The sequence below is a fragment of the Pseudomonas sp. P1_C12 genome (assembly GCF_056406435.1).
Genome location: NZ_JBFUAE010000002.1, coordinates 328,837 through 347,686 on the forward strand (window position 1 = coordinate 328,837; position 18,850 = coordinate 347,686).

Sequence of the window (18,850 nt, forward strand, 5' to 3'; positions counted from 1 at the left end):
TTATTTCTTTACCTTGTCTTGCATAGACGGAGGCCACATTACTGGCTGCGCGTTCACAAACGGAACAATGCATGGCAGACCATCGATGTAGGTACAAAAACTGTTCATTACTACCTTAGCCAACCTGCTTGGTTTGGCTGTGGTAAATATCAGCGAACATGTCAGCCATGGCTTCTTCGCTGGGTTCTTCCTGCATTTGCACGCTGACGGCGCGACTGACCAACTGATGACGGCGCGGCAGATGGAGATCATCCGGAATCCGCGGGCCATCGGTCAGGTAGGCCACCGGCAGCTCATGACTGACGGCCAGGCTCAACACCTCGCCCAGACTAGCCGTTTCATCCAGTTTAGTCAGGATGCAGCCCGCGAGCCCGCAACGCTTGTAACTATGATAGGCGGCGGTTAGAACCTGTTTCTGGCTGGTGGTTGCCAGGACCAGATAATTTTTTGAGCGAATGCCGCGACCGGCCAGGCTTTCGAGTTGCATGCGCAGGGCCGGATCGCTGGCCTGCAGGCCGGCGGTATCGATCAGCACCACGCGCTTGCGCAGCAAGGGTTCCAGCGCCTGCACCAGGGACTGGCCCGGATCGACGTGGGTCACCGACACATTGAGAATGCGCCCCAGGGTCTTGAGCTGCTCCTGGGCACCGATGCGGAAGCTGTCCATGCTCACCAGCGCAATGTTCTGCGCGCCGTACTTGAGCACGTAACGGGCCGCCAGCTTGGCCAGGGTGGTGGTCTTGCCCATGCCGGCAGGGCCGACCATGGCGATCACACCGCCCTCCTCCAGCGGCTCGACTTCGGGGGTAACGATCATGCGCGCCAGGTGCGCCAGCAACATGCGCCAGGCCTGACGAGGTTCTTCGATTTCGCTGATCAGCGCCAACAGGTCGCGCGACAGCGGGCCTGACAGGCCAATGCGTTGCAGGCGACGCCAGAGGTTGGCCTGGTCCGGACGGCTGCCCTGCAGCTGATTCCAGGCCAGGGAGCCCAGCTGGACTTCCATGAGTTCGCGCAGGCTGTTGAGTTCGAAACGCATCGAGTCGAACGCGCGCGGGTCCACGCCAGTGGAGGCTGGTGCAGCGGCCGGTGCGGGGCGACGGGGTTCGGCGTAGGTCGGCTCGATCAACGGCTCGGCTGCGGTGAGCGGCAAGCCGGCGAACAACTGGCGATTGGTCGCATTATCGCTCTCGCCGACGCCACGCAGGCTCAGTTCGGCCTGGGCAGTGACGATCCGCGACTGAGTCTTGCGCAGCTCGTCTTCGAGTTCCATGTTCGGAACCCGCGGCGCCAGCGCCGACAACTTGTAATCCAGCGCTGCCGTCAGCTCGACACCCCCGGCGATCCGGCGGTTGCCAATGATGGCGGCATCAGCGCCCAGCTCATCGCGAACCAGCTTCATGGCCTGACGCATATCGGCGGCGAAAAAACGCTTAACTTGCATAAACCACTACCTCAGCCGTTGGGCCCTACTGTCGCAACGATGGTCACTTGCTTGTTGTCAGGGATTTCCTGGTAAGCCAACACGTGCAAACCCGGGACTGCGAGCCGGCCGAATCGCGAGAGCATCGCGCGAACCGGACCGGCCACCAGCAGAATCACCGGCTGACCTTGCATCTCCTGGCGCTGCGCTGCGTCGATCAACGAACGTTGCAGCTTCTCAGCCATGCTTGGCTCCAGCAGAACGCCCTCTTCCGAGCCTTGCCCGGCCTTTTGCAGACTATTGAGCAATATCTGTTCCAACCTTGGCTCCAGCGTGATGACTGGCAGCTCCGACTCAGTGCCTACAATGCTTTGCACGATTGCACGGGATACGCCAACACGCACGGCAGCCACCAGCGCGGCGGTATCTTGACTCTTGGCGGCATTGTTGGCGATGGCCTCGGCAATGCTGCGGATATCGCGCACCGGCACTTGTTCGGCCAACAGCGCTTGCAGCACCTTGAGCAGCTGCGACAGCGAAACCACGCCCGGCACCAGCTCCTCGGCCAGTTTCGGCGAGCTTTTGCCCAGCAATTGCATGAGCTGCTGCACTTCTTCGTGACCGATCAGTTCACTGGAATGCTTGTAGAGAATCTGGTTCAAGTGGGTAGCCACTACGGTACTGGCATCGACCACCGTATAACCGAGGGATTGCGCCTGGGCGCGCTGGCTGATTTCAATCCAGACCGCCTCCAGACCGAAAGCCGGATCTTTGGCGGTAATGCCGTTGAGCGTGCCGTAGACCTGTCCCGGGTTGATCGCCAGTTCGCGATCCGGGTAAATCTCTGCTTCGGCCAGGATTACCCCCATGAGGGTCAGGCGATAGGCACTGGGCGCCAGGTCGAGGTTGTCGCGGATATGCACGGTCGGCATCAGGAAGCCCAGGTCCTGGGACAGCTTCTTGCGCACCCCCTTGATCCGCGCAAGCAACTGGCCACCCTGGTTGCGGTCCACCAGCGGAATCAGGCGATAACCCACTTCAAGGCCGATCATGTCGATGGGCGTCACGTCATCCCAGCCAAGCTCCTTGGTTTCCTGGGCGCGGGCAGGCGACGGCAGCAACTCCTGCTGGCGCTTGACCTCTTGCAGGGCCTGCACCTTGGCGACGTTCTGCTTTTTCCAGAACAGGTAAGCGCCACCGGCCGCCAGGGCCGCCATGCTCAGGAACGAGAAGTGCGGCATGCCGGGCACCAGGCCCATGACCGCCATCAAGCCTGCCGCCACCGCCAGCGCCTTGGGCGAGGCGAACATCTGGCGATTGATTTGCTTGCCCATGTCTTCCGAACCGGAAGCACGGGTCACCATGATCGCGGCGGCTGTCGATAACAGCAGTGATGGCAATTGCGCCACCAAACCGTCACCGATGGTCAACAGCGCATACACCTTGCCGGCGTCGGCGAAGTTCATGTTGTGCTGGAAGATACCGACCGCCATGCCGCCGATCAGGTTGATGAACAGGATCAACAGGCCGGCGATGGCGTCACCACGGACGAATTTGCTGGCACCGTCCATGGAGCCGTAGAACTCGGCTTCCTGGGCCACTTCCGAACGGCGGGCTTTGGCCTGGGCCTGATCGATCAGGCCGGCGTTGAGGTCGGCGTCGATCGCCATTTGCTTGCCGGGCATCGCATCGAGGGTGAAACGCGCGCTCACCTCGGAAATCCGCCCCGCGCCCTTGGTCACCACGACGAAGTTGATGATCATCAAGATCGCGAAGACCACGATACCGACCACGTAGTTACCGCCGATCACCACCTCGCCGAACGCCTGGATCACCTTGCCGGCCGCCGCATGACCGTCCTGACCGTGGAGCATCACCACCCGCGTGGAGGCCACGTTCAACGCCAGGCGCAACAGCGTCGCCACCAGCAGAATGGTCGGGAACACCGCGAAATCCAGCGGCCGCAAGGCGTAGACGCACACCAGCAGCACGACGATGGACAGGGCAATGTTGAAGGTGAAGAACACGTCCAGCAGGAACGGCGGCACCGGCAACATCATCATCGCCAGCATGACCAGCAACAACAGCGGCACGCCCAGATTGCCTCGACTGAGGTCGGCAATGTTGCTGCGGGCACTGTTGATTAACTGAGAGCGATCCACCGATTTTCCCCGTTCCTTTAAAGCAAACTTTTGACGCCCGAAGCAGGCGCAGAGCGGCTACTGCAAGAAGCTTTCCAACTTTTGCAAGGGATTGGGATAGAGAGTTTCATTGCGCAATTCGATTGCCTGGACGGGCCTCTTCGCTGGCAAGCCAGCTCCTACAGGGTTATCGCCAAACCTGTAGGAGCTGGCTTGCCAGCGAAGAGGTCGGCAGAGACAACGCGAAATCAGGAATCGCGGCGCAGATCCGGCGGAATCGGCAGGTCATCCTTGAGCGGATCCGGTCGCTTGCCCTTGCCCGCCCGGTACTGTCGAATCTGATAAACGTAAGCCAGCACCTGCGCGACCGCCAGGTACAGCCCGCCGGGAATTTCCTGCTCAAGCTCGGTGGAGTAGTAGATCGAGCGCGCCAGCGCCGGCGACTCCAGCAGCAGGATCTCGTTGGCCGCCGCGATCTCACGGATCTTCAGGGCCAGGAAGTCGCTGCCCTTGGCCAGCAATACCGGCGCATTACCCTTTTCCGGGTCGTACTTGAGGGCCACGGCGTAGTGCGTCGGGTTGGTGATGACCACGTCAGCCTCGGGAATGGCGGCCATCATCCGGCGCTGGGACATCTCGCGCTGCAGCTGTCGAATCCGCTGCTTGACCTCCGGCCGCCCCTCTTGATCCTTGTGCTCGTCACGCACTTCCTGCTTGGTCATCAGCAGTTTCTTGTGGCTTTCCCAGAGCTGCACCGGCACATCCACCACAGCGATCAGGATCAGCCCGCACGCCATCCACAAGGTGCTCCAGCCCACCACTTGCAGGCTGTGAATGATCGCCCTGTCCAAGGGCTCATGGGCGATGCGCAGCAGGTCATCGATGTCCGATGACAACACCGCCAGCGCCACGAACAGGATGATGATGAACTTGGCCAAAGCCTTGAGCAGTTCGATCAGCGACTTGGTCGAGAACATGCGCTTGAGGCCGGGACCGGGGTTCAAGCGGCTGAATTTGGGCGCCATGGAACTCGCCGCGAACAGCCAGCCACCCAGGGAAATCGGACCGATGATGGCGGCCAGCACCAAGGTGATCATCACGGGCTGGATCGACCACAGGGCAATTTGCCCCGAGCGCATCAGGTAGGTGGCCATGGAGCGCTGATCCAGAATCACTTCCCGCGGCAGCGAGAAATTGATGCGCATCAGCTCCATCATGTCCTGCGCCATGGCGCCGCCAAAAATCAGCAGCGCCGAGGCACCGACCAGCATGATCGCCAGGGTGTTGAGTTCCTTGGACCGGGCTACCTCACCCTTTTCACGGGAGTCCTGCTTGCGCTTCTCCGTGGGGTCTTCTGTTTTGTCCTGACCGCTTTCGCTCTCAGCCATGACTCAGCTCGCCCGCGCCATTTCGCGTAATAACTGCAAGGCCTCGGAGGCCAGCGGTTGATACTGGTTGAGAATGTCCGCCAGCCCGACCCAGACGATGAACAGCCCAAGCACCAGGATCAGCGGGAAGCCGACCGAGAAAATATTGAGTTGCGGCGCCGCCCGGGTCATGACGCCAAACGCGATGTTGACCACCAGCAGCGCGGTGATCGCCGGCAGCACCAGCAACAACGCCGAACCGAGCACCCAGCCGAGCTTGCCGGCCAGTTCCCAGTAGTGATTGACCATCAAGCCGCCACCCACCGGCAACGTGGTGAAACTCTCGGTGAGGATCTCGAACACCACCAGATGACCGTTCATGGACAGGAACAGCAGCGTCACCAGCATGGTGAAAAACTGCCCGATCACCGCCGTCGATACGCCGTTGGCCGGGTCGATCATGGAGGCGAAGCCCATGCCCATCTGGATGGCGACGATCTGCCCGGCCACCACAAAGGCCTGAAAGAACAGCTGCAAGGAGAAGCCCATCACCGCACCGATGAGAATCTGCTCGGCAATCAGCAACAGCCCGCTCAGATCCAGGGCATTCACCGGCGGCATCGGCGGCAGGCCCGGCGCGATGACCACGGTAATGGCCAAGGCGAAATACAGGCGAATGCGCCGCGGCAGCAAGGTCGTGCCGAACACCGGCATGACCATCAGCAAGGAGCCGACGCGAAACAGCGGCAACATGAACGTCGCCACCCAAGTGCTGATCTGCGTATCGGTCAGCGCAAGCAGTGACATGGTTTAGCCGATGACCTGAGGAATGCTGCCGTACAACTGCAGGATGTAATCCATGAAGGTCTGCACCATCCATGGACCGCCGACGATCAGCGTCACCAGCATCACCAGCAGGCGCGGCAGGAAGCTCAGGGTCTGTTCGTTGATCTGGGTGGCTGCCTGGAACATCGCCACCAGCAAGCCCACCAGCAAACTTGGAATCACCAGGATCGCCACCATCATGGTGGTCAGCCACAGTGCTTCGCGAAAGATGTCGACTGCGACTTCTGGCGTCATGGCGAGACACCGCCGAAGCTGCTGGCCAGCGTGCCGATGATCAGCGCCCAGCCATCCACCAGCACGAACAACATGATCTTGAACGGCAGGGAAATGATCAGCGGCGAGAGCATCATCATCCCCATGGCCATCAACACACTGGCCACGACCAGGTCGATGATCAGGAACGGAATGAAGATCATGAAGCCGATCTGGAACGCCGTTTTCAGCTCGGAGGTCACGAAGGCCGGTACCAGGATGGTCAGCGGCGCCTGATCCGGCGTCGCGATGTCAGTGCGCTTGGACAGGCGCATGAACAGCTCCAGATCGCTGGTGCGGGTCTGGGCGAGCATGAAGTTCTTGATCGGCACCTGCGCCTTGGCGACCGCATCCTGGGCCGTCAGTTTTTCCGCCAGATACGGCTGCAAGGCGTCCTGGTTCACCCGGTCGAATACTGGCGCCATGATGAACAGGGTCAGGAACAGCGCCATGCCGGTAAGGATCTGATTCGACGGTGTCTGCTGCAAGCCCAGGGCCTGGCGCAGGATCGAGAAGACAATGATGATCCGGGTGAAACTGGTCATCAGCATGACAAACGCCGGGATAAAGCTCAGCGCGGTCATGATCAGCAGGATTTGCAGGCTGACCGAGTACTCCTGCGCCCCCTGCGCATTGGTGCCCAGGGTGATGGCCGGGATCGACAGCGGATCGGCGCCGAATGCCAGTGGCGCGGCCAGCATCAGGGCCAGCGTCAAGACGATGCGTAGCGCACCCATTACTTCTTATCCTTCTGATCTTTACCCAGCATCTCCAACAGGCGCTGGGCAAATTCCGGCGTCGGCTTCTCGGTACTCGGCACTTGCACCGGCTCCTTGAGCACATGCAGCGCAGCAATGTTGCCTGGGCTCAGGCCGAGCAGAATCTGCTCGTTGCCGACCTGCACCAGCATCAGCCGGTCGCGCGGCCCCAGCGCGCGGGAGCCGACAATCTCGATCACCTGCCCCTTGCCGGCCGGACCGGCCTGCTGGACCCGACGCAGCAACCAGGCGAGGAGAAAGATCAGCCCCAGCACCAGCAGCAAGCCGAACACCAGTTGCGTCAGTTGCCCAGCCACACCACTGCTCACCGCCGGCGCAGCAGCCGTGGTCGCCGTTGCGACCGGTTCGGCCGCCAGCACGCTGAACGGCATCGCCAGCAGCGATCCCAGCAAAGCTCCCAGAACCTTTTTCACTCAGCGCAGCTTCTTGATGCGTTCGCTTGGGCTGATCACGTCCGTCAGGCGGATGCCGAACTTCTCGTTGACCACCACCACTTCGCCGTGGGCGATGAGCGTGCCGTTGACCAGCACGTCCAGCGGCTCGCCAGCCAGGCGATCGAGCTCGATCACCGAACCCTGGTTCAGTTGCAGCAGGTTGCGGATGTTGATGTCGGTGCTGCCCACTTCCATGGAAATCGACACCGGGATATCGAGGATCACGTCCAGGTTCGGGCCTTCGAGGCTGACCGGGTCGTTGTTTTTCGGCACGCTGCCGAACTCTTCCATTGGCAGGCGGTTGGACGCGGAGCTGCCGGAGTCAGCGGCCAGCAAAGCGTCGATGTCGGCCTGCCCGGCATCGCCGGTTTCTTCCAGGGCCGCAGCCCATTCATCGGCCAGTGCCTGATCGTCCTGCATGTTCATATTGTCAGTGTCCTCGGCGAACAAAAATTCAGAATTCGGTTAATCGCGAATGGGTACGAGCGCCGGTCAACGGCGCTCGATCGGCTCGATCACTTGCAACGCCAGGTTGCCCTTGTGCGAGCCCATCTTGACCTTGAAGGCCGGCACGCCGTTGGCGCGCATGATCATTTCTTCCGGCATCTCGACCGGGATCACATCCCCCGGTTGCATGTGCAGGATGTCGCGCAGGCGCAACTGACGACGGGCCACCGTGGCACCGATCGGCACGTCGACGTCCAGCACGTCCTGGCGCAGGGCGTTGACCCAGCGCTCGTCCTGGTCGTCGAGGTCCGACTGGAAGCCGGCGTCGAGCATTTCGCGCACCGGCTCGATCATCGAGTACGGCATGGTCACGTGCAGGTCGCCGCCACCGCCATCGAGTTCGATGTGGAAGGTCGACACCACAATGGCCTCGCTCGGGCCGACGATGTTGGCCATGGCCGGGTTCACTTCCGAGTTGATGTACTCGAAGTTGACTTCCATGATCGCCTGCCAGGCTTCCTTCAAATCGACGAACGCCTGCTCCAGCACCATGCGCACCACACGCAGTTCGGTCGGGGTGAATTCACGCCCTTCGATCTTGGCGTGCCGGCCGTCACCGCCGAAGAAGTTGTCCACCAGCTTGAACACCAGCTTGGCGTCGAGGATGAACAGCGCGGTGCCGCGCAGGGGTTTGATCTTGACCAGGTTGAGACTGGTCGGCACATACAGCGAGTGCACGTATTCGCCGAACTTCATCACCTGCACGCCGCCGACCGCCACGTCCGCCGAGCGACGCAGCATGTTGAACATGCTGATGCGGGTATAGCGGGCAAAACGCTCGTTGATCATTTCCAGGGTCGGCATGCGTCCACGGACGATGCGATCCTGGCTGGTCAGGTCATAGCTTTTGACGGTGCCGGGTTCGGCAGCGTTTTCGGTCTGTACCAGACCATCGTCGACGCCATGCAACAGCGCGTCGATCTCATCCTGGGACAGCAGGTCCTGCACGGCCATGTCGTGTTCCTACTGCAGTACGAAATTAGTGAAAAGCAACTGTTCGATCACCACTTTGCCGAGCTCTTTCTGCGCCACTTCCTGGACGCTGGCGGTGGCTTTCTGCCGCAGCATTTCCTGTCCGACCGGCGAGGCGAGGGTCGCGAAGTCCTGCCCGGAAAACAGCATGACCAGGTTATTGCGGATCACCGGCATGTGGACCTTGAGCGCATCCAGGTCTGCCTGGTTGCGCGCGAGCATGGTGATGCTCACTTGCATGTAGCGCTGGCGACCGTTCTGGTTGAAGTTGGCGACGAAAGCCGGCGCCATCGACTCGAAAATCGCTGGCTGTTTGCCGATGGCAACGGTTTCCACCACGGCGGCGGCAGGCTTGCTCTGAGCGCTGTGCATGAAGTACCAGGTCGCCCCCACGGACACACCGATCGCCAGCAGCAGGGCCACCACGATCACGATAATCAGCTTGAGTTTGCCTTTGGTTGCGGGGTCTTTTACTGCTGCGTCGCTCTTCGCCATGCCAATAATCCGTCACTATTCGGGTTTTCACAGTCGCACGGCAAGGCAAGAGCAAGTGTTATGCCATGTAGGAGCGAGCCTGCTCGCGAAAGACGTGAGAGCGCCGCGTTTATTCAGATGGCCCTCGTCATCGTTTAACTCCATCGCGAGCAGGCTCGCTCCTACAGAGGGTTCGTTCCCATGCCATGGGAACGATTGGAGTGATGGCTTTGATCAGGCGTAGTAATCGACCACACTGGAGCCGATCACGCGGGTGGTATTGGCAGCCACTTCAGCGACGCCCGGGGCCACGTCGTCATCCATTGAATCGAGGCGACCGCCGCTGGCATTGGTCCGCCCGCTCTGGCTTTGCCGGGCCTGTTCCTGCCCTTGCTGCGAACCACGGGACTGGTCCGAAACGTTGACATCGACCTGCCCCATGCCCTGTTGCGCGAACATATCGCGCAAGCGATGGACCTGGCCATCCAGCGCCTCACGGACACCCGGATGCGCACTCATGAACGTAACCTGGGTCTGTTGATCGGGAACCATGTTCACCCGAATGTCCAGACGCCCGAGTTCAGCGGGCTGCAACTGGATGTCCGCCGCCTTGAGATTAGCGCTGGACAGGTACATGACCCGGTTCACCACCTCTTCGGTCCACCCGCTCTGATGCATGGCGATCGGCTGGTTCACCGGCAAGGCATTGGCGGTCTTCGGTGTGGCCGCCTGGGTCAGCGCGGCCAGACGGTTGGCGAAATCATCGACACGGGTGTCGCTGCTGGCGGACTTGAGATCCTTCAGGCCGTCATCGAGCAACCCGCTGAAAGCCTTGTCGTCGCCTTGACCGGTGCTGTTCTTGTCGGCCTGAACATCCAGCAGGGTCGCCATGCCGGCGGCAAAGTTTTGCGCCGATGTCAGCTCACCGTCAGTCTGGGCTTGAGTCTGTGTCGGTGCAGTCTTGGGCTGCGCCTGGCTGGAAGCCGATACGTGACCGCTCTGCTCCATTGCCAGGCGCACCGCTGGCAAGGCGTCGAGCGGATCGGTCTCGGGATCGAAATCGCCGTCAGTGCCGGTCGGCGCTGGAGCGTTTGTCGCCATGATCGCCGCCGCAACCGGCGCTTCAGCCGCTGGCTGCGCCGCATCGGCCACGGCAGGCGTTGTCGGTGCCGACGCAGGCGCAGGCGCTACTGGCTGTATGACTTGCAGCAGTGAGGGATCAAGCGCCGGATCGAGCGGTGCGGTATCGACGACCGGAGCACGGTCGACATCTGACGCCTCATTGTCGGCGGTCTTGTCGTCAGCCTGCACCGGCGTATCGGAAGGCAAGGATTTGCCGCCATCGGCAACCACCGGCTCCCCGGCGGCAGACTTGTCGTCGCCAGCGTCTTTTTCTCCTGCGACATCGGAGCTTTTTTCGCGACTCGGCTTGACCGAGGCATCCGCCGACGCATTGGGCTTGTTCTGGGCCTGATTGGCATAGACATGAGCGAAGCTTGCGGCCTTGTCCCCAGGCTCAGCGGTCAGCGCCGGAGGATTGGCGCAGGCCGCTTGAATCTTGGCCTGCCTGGAGGCCTGAAGCAGAATATTGGGGGTAACGGGCATGAAACAGTCTCCGCTGCACGGGGCTCGTAAGTACAGTTGGACGAGTTAAGTGCAAAGGTCGAGCCAGTTTCACTCGAAGGAGACAAAATGCAGCGCATGCTCAGATTTTCGCTGGGCAACGCTGTCGTTCAGCTTCGTACAGAGGCCGGATAGCGGCGAATTCGCGGTCGATTTCGCCGACCAGTTCCTGAACGGCGGCACATGGCAAATCTTTGGCCCGCTGTTCAAGTTGATGGCAGAGCTCGGTCAGCCTGACTGCACCCATATTGCTGCTGCTGCCCTTGAAGCTATGGGCGGTTGCAACGAGCAGTGCAGTACTGTCAGTCGTTCGCAAGACGTTAATGCGCTCTTCGGAGTCCGCAAGAAAGATATCCAGCAAATCCGCATAGCCCTCTTCCATCACTTCCTGCAATGCACTCAGCACGCCGCGATCCACATGTTTGTCGTTTTTGTCGTTCATTTGCTCACTCCTTGATCAAGAATGCGCGGATTACTGCGCAGCCTTCCAGATAAACTCCACACGTGCACTTCGACCATCGTCGGTCCAGCGGGCATTACGCCCCAACTGGCGGATCAGACTGACTCCACGTCCCGACAGGCGGATGTCATCCACAGGTCTTTTCATCACCCGCTCGACATCGAAACCCTTGCCGCTGTCTTCGATGTGAATGGTCAGGCAACCGCCGTCGTCTGTTGGCGTCACCTGCAAATGCAACCGTACATAGCCTTCCTGGAGTTCGTCCAGACGGGTATTACGCTGCTGATAATAACGCGCAAAACCCGATGCATCGCGCTTGAGGCTCGAGTCCAGCCCCAGCACGCCATGCTCCAGCGCATTGGAATAGAGTTCCGCCAGCACACTGTAGAGCGCACCGCTCTGGCCCCGCAGACCATGCACCTCAAGCAGCAATTGCAACAGATAGGGCAAGGGGTTGAAACGCTTCAGTGTGGCGGCGCGAAACTCGAAACTCACCGACCAGTCCAGCGGGCACGACTGGCCGCTGTCGGAGTAGACCAACGCCGGCGGCGTGATCTGCGCCGGCTCCAGCAGGCTGATTTCGACCATGCTGACATCGTCGCGCGCTTCACCGCCAAACTGTCGCAGCGCATGCTCGATCTCTTCGAACAGCACATCCGGCTGGCGATTGGCGGCGAACACCTGCTGCAATCGCTGCACGCCAAACAACTGATCATTGGCGTCGCAGGTGTCGATCACCCCATCAGACAGGAGAAACACGCGATCCCCGAGCACCATGGGAAACACCTCGGTACGCTCATCGAAGGACTCCGGACTCAGCACCCCCAAAGGCAGGTGCCGCGCCGACAGAGGCGTTCGCTCGCCACTGGCAATGCAATGCAGATAACCGTCGGGCATGCCGCCGTTCCAGACCTCCACTGAACGACGCTGAAAACTCAGGCACAGCAACGTGGCACAGCAGAACATGTCCACCGGCAGAATGCGCTTGAGCTTGGCATTCATCTCGCGCAGGGTTTCCGCCAGGCCATAGCCCTTGGCGGTCATTCCGTAGAAGACTTCGGCCAGGGGCATGGCGCCCACCGCCGCCGGCAGACCGTGGCCGGTAAAGTCGCCCAGCAGCACGTGCATGTCGCCGGCCGGGGTGAACGCGGCCAGCAACAGATCGCCGTTGAACAGCGCATAGGGCGATTGCAGATAACGGATATTCGCAGCGGCATTCAGGCAGCCGGAGTGCGCCACCTTGTCGAAAACGGCCTTGGCCACGCGCTGTTCGTTGAGCAGGTAGTCGTGGTGCCGGGCAATCTGGTCACGCTGTTGCAGCACGGTGTCCTGCAAGCGCCGCAAGCGATCCATCGCCTTGATCTTGGCGGCGAGAATCACCTGGTTGTACGGCTTCGCCAGAAAGTCGTCACCGCCGACTTCCAGGCAACGGGCCAGGGCTTCGCTTTCGGACAACGAGGTGAGGAAGATGATCGGCACCAGGGTTTCCCCGGCCAGGGCCTTGATTTGCCGGGCCGCCTCGAAGCCGTCCATCACCGGCATCATCGCGTCCATCAATACCAGGTGTGGTTGCTGCTGGCGAAACGTGTCGACCGCTTCGGCACCGTTGGCCGCAGTCAGCACATCGTGCCCCAGGCGGCGCAGGATGCTCGACAGCAACAGGCGATCGGCGGCGCTGTCCTCGGCAATCAGGATCTTCAGCGGCTGCATGGCAATCAACTGATGTCGAACAGCTTGTCGAAGTTGGAGATGGCGAGGATTTTGCGCACGTCGGTATTGCTGTTGACGACGCGCACATCGGAGTCGTCGCCGCCGGCGTGATCGCGCAGCAACAGCAGCATGCCCAACGCAGAGCTGTCGAGGTAAGTGGCCTCTTTCAGGTCGACCACAACCGCCGATAGCTGTTTATCTTCGTAGGACTCACGAAACTCCTGATGCTTGGCGAAATCGAATCGTCCTTTGACTGATATCGTCAACTTTTGCCCATCAGGGGACACTTCGGCAACGACTGGCATTCAATGGCTTCCTTGTCTTTGGAGAACGTACGTGTAGAAGGTTTAGCACTTGGTGGGAATAGGAGCAAGATCAAAAGATCGCAGCCTGCGGCAGCTCCTACATGAGAATGCAATCCCCTGTAGGAGCTGCCGCAGGCTGCGATCTTCTAATACGGATCCTGACGCGGCAAGCGCTGGGACAACTCATCCAGCAGCTTCTGCTCGCGCTTGTCCTCCAGCCGTCGCGCCTCATCGGCATAGCGTTCGACCAATTTGCGCAAACCTTCGACCCGGGCAAACGCCTGCTGCCAGGTTTCCCGAGCCTTGTTCAGGTTGTTCTGATGCCAGGCCAGGCTTTGCCGCTGCTGGTCGATGGCCGTGCCCAATTGCGCGAGAAAGCCCTGATAGCCCAGCAGCCATTGGCCCGAGACGCCGCCGCTGCCGCGTACGATCCATTGTTCCTGATAGTCGAGACGGAAGGCTTCAAGGTCGGCGAGTTTGCTTTGTGCCAAACGCACTTGCCCCTGAAAGTGCCCCAGGCGCTGGACCGCGGTTTTCTCGGCCTTTTCGGCCATTTCCACCACCGGCGCCAGCCTTCCTGCCCGACTCAGGGCCATGATCGCTTAACCGCCCGCCGCGGGCGCGAAGATCGAGGCGAGATACGCTTCGCTTTCACCCAGGCTGATGCTGTCGTTGAGACCCTGACGCAGGTATTTGACCAATTGCGGCTGCAAGGAAATCGCCAGATCGGTCTCGCGGTCACCGCCAGCGACGTAGGCACCGACGCTGATCAGGTCGCGGCTCTGCTGATAACGCGACCACAACTGCTTGAAATACTGCGCACGGGCCATGTGTTCCGGCGACACCACCGCCGGCATCACCCGGCTGATGGACGCCTCGATATCAATGGCCGGGTAATGCCCTTCCTCGGCCAGGCGCCGGGACAGCACGATGTGCCCGTCGAGCACGCCCCGTGCCGAGTCGGCAATCGGGTCCTGTTGGTCATCGCCTTCGGACAGCACGGTGTAGAACGCGGTGATCGAACCACCGCCCTTCTCCGCATTACCGGCCCGCTCCACCAGTTTCGGCAGCTTGGCGAATACCGACGGCGGATAGCCCTTGGTCGCTGGCGGCTCGCCGATGGCCAGGGCGATTTCCCGTTGGGCCTGGGCAAAACGGGTCAGGGAGTCCATCAGCAACAGGACATTCTTGCCCTTGTCGCGGAAATACTCGGCGATGCGCGTGCAATACATCGCCGCGCGCAGACGCATCAGCGGCGCATCGTCCGCCGGGGACGCCACCACCACTGAACGCTTGAGCCCCTCTTCACCGAGGATGTGCTCGATGAACTCTTTAACTTCACGGCCTCGCTCACCGATCAGCCCGACGACGATGATGTCGGCCTCGGTGAAGCGCGTCATCATCCCCAGCAACACCGATTTACCGACACCGGTACCGGCAAACAGGCCCAGCCGCTGGCCGCGCCCGACCGTCAACATGCCGTTGATGCAACGGATGCCCACGTCCAGCGGTTCACTGATCGGTTCGCGCTTGAGCGGGTTGATGGTCGGGCCATCCATTGGCACCCAGTCTTCGGCCTTCATCCCGCCCTTGCCGTCCAGTGCACGGCCGGCGCCATCCAGCACCCGCCCGAGCATGCTCATGCCCATCGGCAAACGCCCGGTATCGGACAAGGGAACTACGCGGGCACCGGGTGCGATGCCAGCGACGCTGCCGACCGGCATCAGAAAGACTTTACTGCCGGAGAAACCCATCACTTCGGCTTCGACCTGCACGGGGTGATAGCTGTCGTCGTTGATGACCATGCAGCGACTGCCCATGGCGGCGCGCAGACCTTCGGCTTCGAGGGTCAGGCCGACCATGCGCAGCAAGCGGCCCTCAAGGATCGGCGCGCCGGCAAGCGTAGTCGCCTCGGCGTAACTGCCCAGGCGCCTGGCGAAGCTGGTGCGCTCAAGGCGCATCAGGCACATCCGCTTCTGGCGCGGCAGCGGGCTTGCTGTCGACCGGCAGTTCCAGGCTCAAGTCCGGTGCGGCCGGGTGCAAGGACTGTTCGTGCAACTGGTCGAACAGCTTGTCCATCACCTGCGCAATGCGGGTTTCGACTGTGGCGTCGATGCGGCTGTGTTCTGTCTCGACCCGGCAACCGCCGGGCAACAACGACTCGTCCTCGACGATGCGCCAGGTTTCTTCATGGCGTTCGCGAAGGGCTTTGACCTGTTCGAAATCCTGCGGATTGATGTACAGCCGCACATTGCCCACGCCCAACGGCAACAGCTTGAGCGCCTCGCGCATCACGTGTTCGATCTGTGTCGAGTCGATGGCCAGTTCGCGCTGGATCACCTGTCTGGTGATGTGTTGCACGAGGTCGACCAGGGACTTTTCGATCTGGGTGTCCTGCTCGGCGATGGGCTCGAACAGATGGCTCATCAATTGCTCCAGCGCTGCAATCTTGGCGGCCAGGACCACCTCGGCTTCCTGGCGGACCTTGAGCGTGGTGCTGTGGAAACCTTCCTTCTCACCCACCGCAAAGCCTTCGTTGTAGGCTTCCTGGCGAATGCTTTCGAGCTCTTCGAGGGTCAGCGGCTGGACTTCCTCCAGCGGCACTTCCTCCATTTCCGGCGGTTCGGGTTCCGGCGTTGGTTCCGGCTCGGGTTCCGGCGGGTCGAAACTGGGCAGCGCCCAGGACTCGAAGCCACCGACATCCCTGGCCCGGATCAGGTCAGTGGGTGCATCATCATTCTTGACCATGGTGTTAGATCATTTCCTCGCCGCCCTTGCCGCCGAGAACGATTTCTCCGGCTTCGGCCATACGGCGGGCGATGGTGAGGATTTCCTTCTGCGCGGTTTCCACGTCGCTGACGCGCACCGGGCCCTTGGCTTCCAGATCGTCGCGCAACAGTTCGGCCGCACGCTTGGACATGTTCTTGAAGATCTTCTCCTTGACGCCTTCGTCCGACCCCTTGAGGGCCAGCACCAGCACGTCGGAGGACACCTCGCGGAGCAGCGCCTGGATCCCGCGGTCGTCGACATCGGCCAGGTTGTTGAAGACGAACATGAGGTCTTCGATCTGGCCGGACAGGTCTTCGTCGACTTCGCGGATCGAGTCCATGAGCTGGCCTTCAATGGAGCTGTCGAGGAAGTTCATGATGTCCGCTGCGCGCTTGATGCCACCCAGGGTGGTGCGCGAGGCGTTCGAGTTGCCGGAGAACTGCTTCTCGAGAATCTGGTTGAGTTCCTTCAGGGCCGCTGGCTGTACGGTGTTCAGCGAGGAAACCCGCAGAATGATGTCCAGTCGCACCTTGTGGTCGAAGTTGCCGAGCACTTCACCGGCCTGGTCCGGATCGAGGTACGCCACCACGATTGCCTGTATCTGCGGGTGCTCATAACGGATCACGTCGGCGACGGCGCGCGGCTCCATCCACTTCAGGCTGTCGAGGCCGCTGGTGTTGCCACCGAGCAGGATGCGATCGATCAGGCCGTTGGCCTTGTCTTCGCCCAGGGCCTGGGTGAGCATCTTGCGCACATAGTCGTCGGAGCCGACGCCCAGGCTGGTCTGGTCGCCGACGATATCGACGAACTCGCTCATCACCTGCTCGACCTGCTCGCGGTGCACATTACCCATCTGGGCCATGGCCACGCCCACGCGCTGAACCTCTTTGGGGCCCATGTGGCGCAGCACCTGGGCAGCGTCGGTGGAGCCCAGGGACAACAACAGGATTGCGGCCTTGTCGACCTTGGACAGTTTGGCGGCAACGGCTCGGTTATCACTCATCTGCGTTAATCCACTCTTTCACGACCTGGGCCACACGACCCGGATCTTCTGCCACCAGACTCTTGATTGCGTTCAACTGAGCGTCATAGCCTTCGCTCGGGCTCGGCAGCAGGATGCTTTGCGGACCGCCGAGGCTGACACGGTCGTTGGCCAACTCGCCATCCAGACCGCCCATGCCGCCCAACTCGACGTCGCTGCCGATACCGGCCAGCTGCTTGCCCTTGCCGCCCCCGGTGATGTTGTTGAGCACCGGACGCAGCACACCGAACACCAGCACCAGAATGAACAGCACACCCAGCACTTGCTTGACGATGTCCCAGAACCACGGCTGGGAATAGAACGCAATATCGGTAATCACTTCACCGCGCTCGGCGGAGAACGGCATGTTGATCACGCTGACGCTGTCACCACGGCTGGCATCGAAGCCGACCGCGTCCTGCACCAGGCGAGTGAAGCGCGCCAATTCATCGGCGCTCCAGGGCGCACGGGTGGTTTCGCCGTTGGCCGGATTGATCTTGACCTGATCATCGACCACCACCGACACCGACAGGCGATTCAATCGGCCCTGCTGCTGCTTGGTGTGGCTGATGGAACGGTCGAGTTCGAAGTTCCTGGTCGATTGTGAACGCTTGTCCGCCGGGTACGGTGCGAGCATTGGCTGACCGGTGGCCGGGTCCATGATTTGCTGGCCGTTGGCGTCGATCAGCGGCTGGCCTGGCTGCACCATGCCGGCCGACGCGGTGGCACCACCGGTGGTTTGCGGAGCGGAGGCCGGCGACGGCGGCTGGTTGCTCAAGGCACCCGGCACACCTTGCGGGCCGTTGCTGGCGGTACGCTGCTCGTTGACCGACTGCTCGCTGCGCAACGCCGGTTGATCCGGGTTGAATTGCTCGGAAGTCGACTCGACCGCACTGAAATCCACGTCGGCCGAGACTTCGGCCTTGTAACGGTCGTTGCCCAGCACAGGCTGCAGAATGTTGTGCACGCGCTGGGTGAGCATGCTTTCCATGCGACGGCTGTAGTCGAATTGCTTGCCGGCCATGGTCAGTTCGGAGTTTTCCGCCTGATCCGAGAGCAGCGTGCCCTTCTGGTCGACGACGGTGATCTGCGACTTGCTGAGTTCGGGAACGCTGGTCGCCACCAGGTTGATGATGGCCACGACCTGGCCGGGTTCGAGGGAGCGACCGGAATAGAGCTCAACCAGAACCGAAGCGCTCGGCTTGCGCTCGTCGCGTACGAACACCGAACTTTTCGGGATCGCCAGGTGCACGCGGGCACCCTTGACGTTGTTCAGGCTGGAAATGGTCCGGGCCAGTTCGCCTTCGAGGCCGCGACGATAGCGGGTCGCTTCCATGAACTGGCTGGTGCCCAGTCCCTGCTCCTTGTCGAGGATTTCAAAACCGATATTGCCATCGCTGGGAGTGACACCAGCGGCCGCAAGCTTGAGCCGCGCGCGGGACAGGTCATCGGCCTTGACCAGCAAGGCACCGGAATTGGGTTCGACGGTGTACGGGATATCGGCGGAGGCCAGGGTTTCCATGACCTGCTTGGCGTCCATGCCGGCAAGGCTGCCGTACAGAGGCCGGTAGTCCGGTTGCTGGGACCACAACACCACGGCAAAACCAATCGCCACGCTCGCCGCCAGGCCGACCAACAGGCCCACCTGACGCAACATGGTCATCTCGGAGAGGTTTTCCAGGAAGGACAACCCGAACAGCGGCGGCTTGCCGTCTATTGGAGTGGCCTTGGCCGGAACGTTATCGGCGACTGCTTCTGCCATGACTC

General features: G+C 61.3%; 19 protein-coding genes. All 19 read right to left on the reverse strand.

Features of this window, described 5'->3' with window-relative positions:
- Nucleotides 1-115: 115 nt before the first annotated feature.
- Nucleotides 116-1,444 carry a flagellar biosynthesis protein FlhF gene (flhF, locus tag AC1D19_RS04515; protein WP_477762511.1) on the reverse strand — a complete coding sequence of 443 codons (1,329 nt, stop codon included), beginning with the start codon at nt 1,442-1,444 and terminating at the stop codon, nt 116-118.
- 11 nt (nt 1,445-1,455) lie between these two features.
- Nucleotides 1,456-3,585 (reverse strand): flagellar biosynthesis protein FlhA, encoded by a 2,130-nt coding sequence (gene flhA / locus AC1D19_RS04520; RefSeq protein ID WP_477752423.1) that lies wholly within the window; start codon nt 3,583-3,585, stop codon nt 1,456-1,458.
- A gap of 227 nt (nt 3,586-3,812) precedes the next feature.
- Nucleotides 3,813-4,952, reverse strand: a complete 1,140-nt coding sequence (gene flhB / locus AC1D19_RS04525) for a flagellar biosynthesis protein FlhB (RefSeq protein ID WP_477752422.1) — start codon at nt 4,950-4,952, stop codon at nt 3,813-3,815.
- Between the two features lie 3 nt (nt 4,953-4,955).
- On the reverse strand, nt 4,956-5,738 hold the full coding sequence (fliR, locus tag AC1D19_RS04530) for a flagellar biosynthetic protein FliR (RefSeq protein WP_108218653.1): 783 nt from the start codon (nt 5,736-5,738) through the stop codon (nt 4,956-4,958).
- A gap of 3 nt (nt 5,739-5,741) precedes the next feature.
- Nucleotides 5,742-6,011: a flagellar biosynthesis protein FliQ gene (gene fliQ, locus AC1D19_RS04535; protein WP_007983364.1), complete on the reverse strand. Its 270-nt coding sequence runs from the start codon at nt 6,009-6,011 to the stop codon at nt 5,742-5,744.
- Nucleotides 6,008-6,766, reverse strand: coding sequence for a flagellar type III secretion system pore protein FliP (gene fliP / locus AC1D19_RS04540; RefSeq protein WP_429487482.1), 759 nt, complete (start codon nt 6,764-6,766; stop codon nt 6,008-6,010). The genes fliQ and fliP overlap by 4 nt, the downstream gene beginning before the upstream one ends.
- Nucleotides 6,766-7,221: a flagellar biosynthetic protein FliO gene (gene fliO, locus AC1D19_RS04545; protein ID WP_477762512.1), complete on the reverse strand. Its 456-nt coding sequence runs from the start codon at nt 7,219-7,221 to the stop codon at nt 6,766-6,768. The genes fliP and fliO overlap by 1 nt, the downstream gene beginning before the upstream one ends.
- Complete coding sequence (fliN, locus tag AC1D19_RS04550) at nt 7,222-7,668, reverse strand: flagellar motor switch protein FliN (protein WP_477752420.1); 447 nt, start codon at nt 7,666-7,668, stop codon at nt 7,222-7,224.
- 66 nt (nt 7,669-7,734) lie between these two features.
- Complete coding sequence (gene fliM / locus AC1D19_RS04555) at nt 7,735-8,703, reverse strand: flagellar motor switch protein FliM (protein ID WP_057398369.1); 969 nt, start codon at nt 8,701-8,703, stop codon at nt 7,735-7,737.
- A 9-nt stretch (nt 8,704-8,712) separates the two neighbouring features.
- Complete coding sequence (gene fliL, locus AC1D19_RS04560; protein WP_477762513.1) at nt 8,713-9,216, reverse strand: flagellar basal body-associated protein FliL; 504 nt, start codon at nt 9,214-9,216, stop codon at nt 8,713-8,715.
- A 213-nt stretch (nt 9,217-9,429) separates the two neighbouring features.
- Entirely contained in the window at nt 9,430-10,800 is a 1,371-nt protein-coding gene (locus AC1D19_RS04565; protein ID WP_477762514.1) for a flagellar hook-length control protein FliK, read from the reverse strand.
- Nucleotides 10,801-10,900: 100 nt separating this feature from the next.
- Nucleotides 10,901-11,260, reverse strand: a complete 360-nt coding sequence (locus tag AC1D19_RS04570; protein ID WP_477762515.1) for an Hpt domain-containing protein — start codon at nt 11,258-11,260, stop codon at nt 10,901-10,903.
- A gap of 30 nt (nt 11,261-11,290) precedes the next feature.
- A complete protein-coding gene (locus tag AC1D19_RS04575) occupies nt 11,291-12,988 on the reverse strand; it encodes an ATP-binding SpoIIE family protein phosphatase (protein WP_477762516.1) in 1,698 nt (565 codons plus the stop codon).
- A gap of 5 nt (nt 12,989-12,993) precedes the next feature.
- Entirely contained in the window at nt 12,994-13,293 is a 300-nt protein-coding gene (locus AC1D19_RS04580; RefSeq protein ID WP_477762517.1) for an STAS domain-containing protein, read from the reverse strand.
- A gap of 146 nt (nt 13,294-13,439) precedes the next feature.
- Nucleotides 13,440-13,889: a flagellar export protein FliJ gene (fliJ, locus tag AC1D19_RS04585; RefSeq protein WP_477762518.1), complete on the reverse strand. Its 450-nt coding sequence runs from the start codon at nt 13,887-13,889 to the stop codon at nt 13,440-13,442.
- Between the two features lie 6 nt (nt 13,890-13,895).
- Nucleotides 13,896-15,254: a flagellar protein export ATPase FliI gene (fliI, locus tag AC1D19_RS04590; protein ID WP_223461365.1), complete on the reverse strand. Its 1,359-nt coding sequence runs from the start codon at nt 15,252-15,254 to the stop codon at nt 13,896-13,898.
- The gene (gene fliH / locus AC1D19_RS04595; protein ID WP_477762519.1) at nt 15,244-16,041 is read right to left on the reverse strand and encodes a flagellar assembly protein FliH; all 798 of its coding nucleotides are present in this window, start codon (nt 16,039-16,041) and stop codon (nt 15,244-15,246) included. The genes fliI and fliH overlap by 11 nt, the downstream gene beginning before the upstream one ends.
- A gap of 4 nt (nt 16,042-16,045) precedes the next feature.
- Nucleotides 16,046-17,065 (reverse strand): flagellar motor switch protein FliG, encoded by a 1,020-nt coding sequence (gene fliG / locus AC1D19_RS04600; protein ID WP_007983391.1) that lies wholly within the window; start codon nt 17,063-17,065, stop codon nt 16,046-16,048.
- Nucleotides 17,058-18,845, reverse strand: coding sequence for a flagellar basal-body MS-ring/collar protein FliF (fliF, locus tag AC1D19_RS04605; protein WP_477762520.1), 1,788 nt, complete (start codon nt 18,843-18,845; stop codon nt 17,058-17,060). The genes fliG and fliF overlap by 8 nt, the downstream gene beginning before the upstream one ends.
- Nucleotides 18,846-18,850 lie beyond the last annotated feature (5 nt).

Coding starts and splice junctions, on each gene's coding strand:
- flhF (WP_477762511.1), bottom strand. CDS start 1,444: ATGCAAGTTAAGCGTTTTTTCGCCGCCGATATGCGTCAGGCCATGAAG.
- flhB (WP_477752422.1), bottom strand. CDS start 4,952: ATGGCTGAGAGCGAAAGCGGTCAGGACAAAACAGAAGACCCCACGGAG.
- fliR (WP_108218653.1), bottom strand. CDS start 5,738: ATGTCACTGCTTGCGCTGACCGATACGCAGATCAGCACTTGGGTGGCG.
- fliQ (WP_007983364.1), bottom strand. CDS start 6,011: ATGACGCCAGAAGTCGCAGTCGACATCTTTCGCGAAGCACTGTGGCTG.
- fliP (WP_429487482.1), bottom strand. CDS start 6,766: ATGGGTGCGCTACGCATCGTCTTGACGCTGGCCCTGATGCTGGCCGCG.
- fliN (WP_477752420.1), bottom strand. CDS start 7,668: ATGAACATGCAGGACGATCAGGCACTGGCCGATGAATGGGCTGCGGCC.
- fliM (WP_057398369.1), bottom strand. CDS start 8,703: ATGGCCGTGCAGGACCTGCTGTCCCAGGATGAGATCGACGCGCTGTTG.
- fliL (WP_477762513.1), bottom strand. CDS start 9,216: ATGGCGAAGAGCGACGCAGCAGTAAAAGACCCCGCAACCAAAGGCAAA.
- AC1D19_RS04565 (WP_477762514.1), bottom strand. CDS start 10,800: ATGCCCGTTACCCCCAATATTCTGCTTCAGGCCTCCAGGCAGGCCAAG.
- AC1D19_RS04570 (WP_477762515.1), bottom strand. CDS start 11,260: ATGAACGACAAAAACGACAAACATGTGGATCGCGGCGTGCTGAGTGCA.
- AC1D19_RS04575 (WP_477762516.1), bottom strand. CDS start 12,988: ATGCAGCCGCTGAAGATCCTGATTGCCGAGGACAGCGCCGCCGATCGC.
- AC1D19_RS04580 (WP_477762517.1), bottom strand. CDS start 13,293: ATGCCAGTCGTTGCCGAAGTGTCCCCTGATGGGCAAAAGTTGACGATA.
- fliJ (WP_477762518.1), bottom strand. CDS start 13,889: ATGGCCCTGAGTCGGGCAGGAAGGCTGGCGCCGGTGGTGGAAATGGCC.
- fliI (WP_223461365.1), bottom strand. CDS start 15,254: ATGCGCCTTGAGCGCACCAGCTTCGCCAGGCGCCTGGGCAGTTACGCC.
- fliH (WP_477762519.1), bottom strand. CDS start 16,041: ATGGTCAAGAATGATGATGCACCCACTGACCTGATCCGGGCCAGGGAT.
- fliG (WP_007983391.1), bottom strand. CDS start 17,065: ATGAGTGATAACCGAGCCGTTGCCGCCAAACTGTCCAAGGTCGACAAG.
- fliF (WP_477762520.1), bottom strand. CDS start 18,845: ATGGCAGAAGCAGTCGCCGATAACGTTCCGGCCAAGGCCACTCCAATA.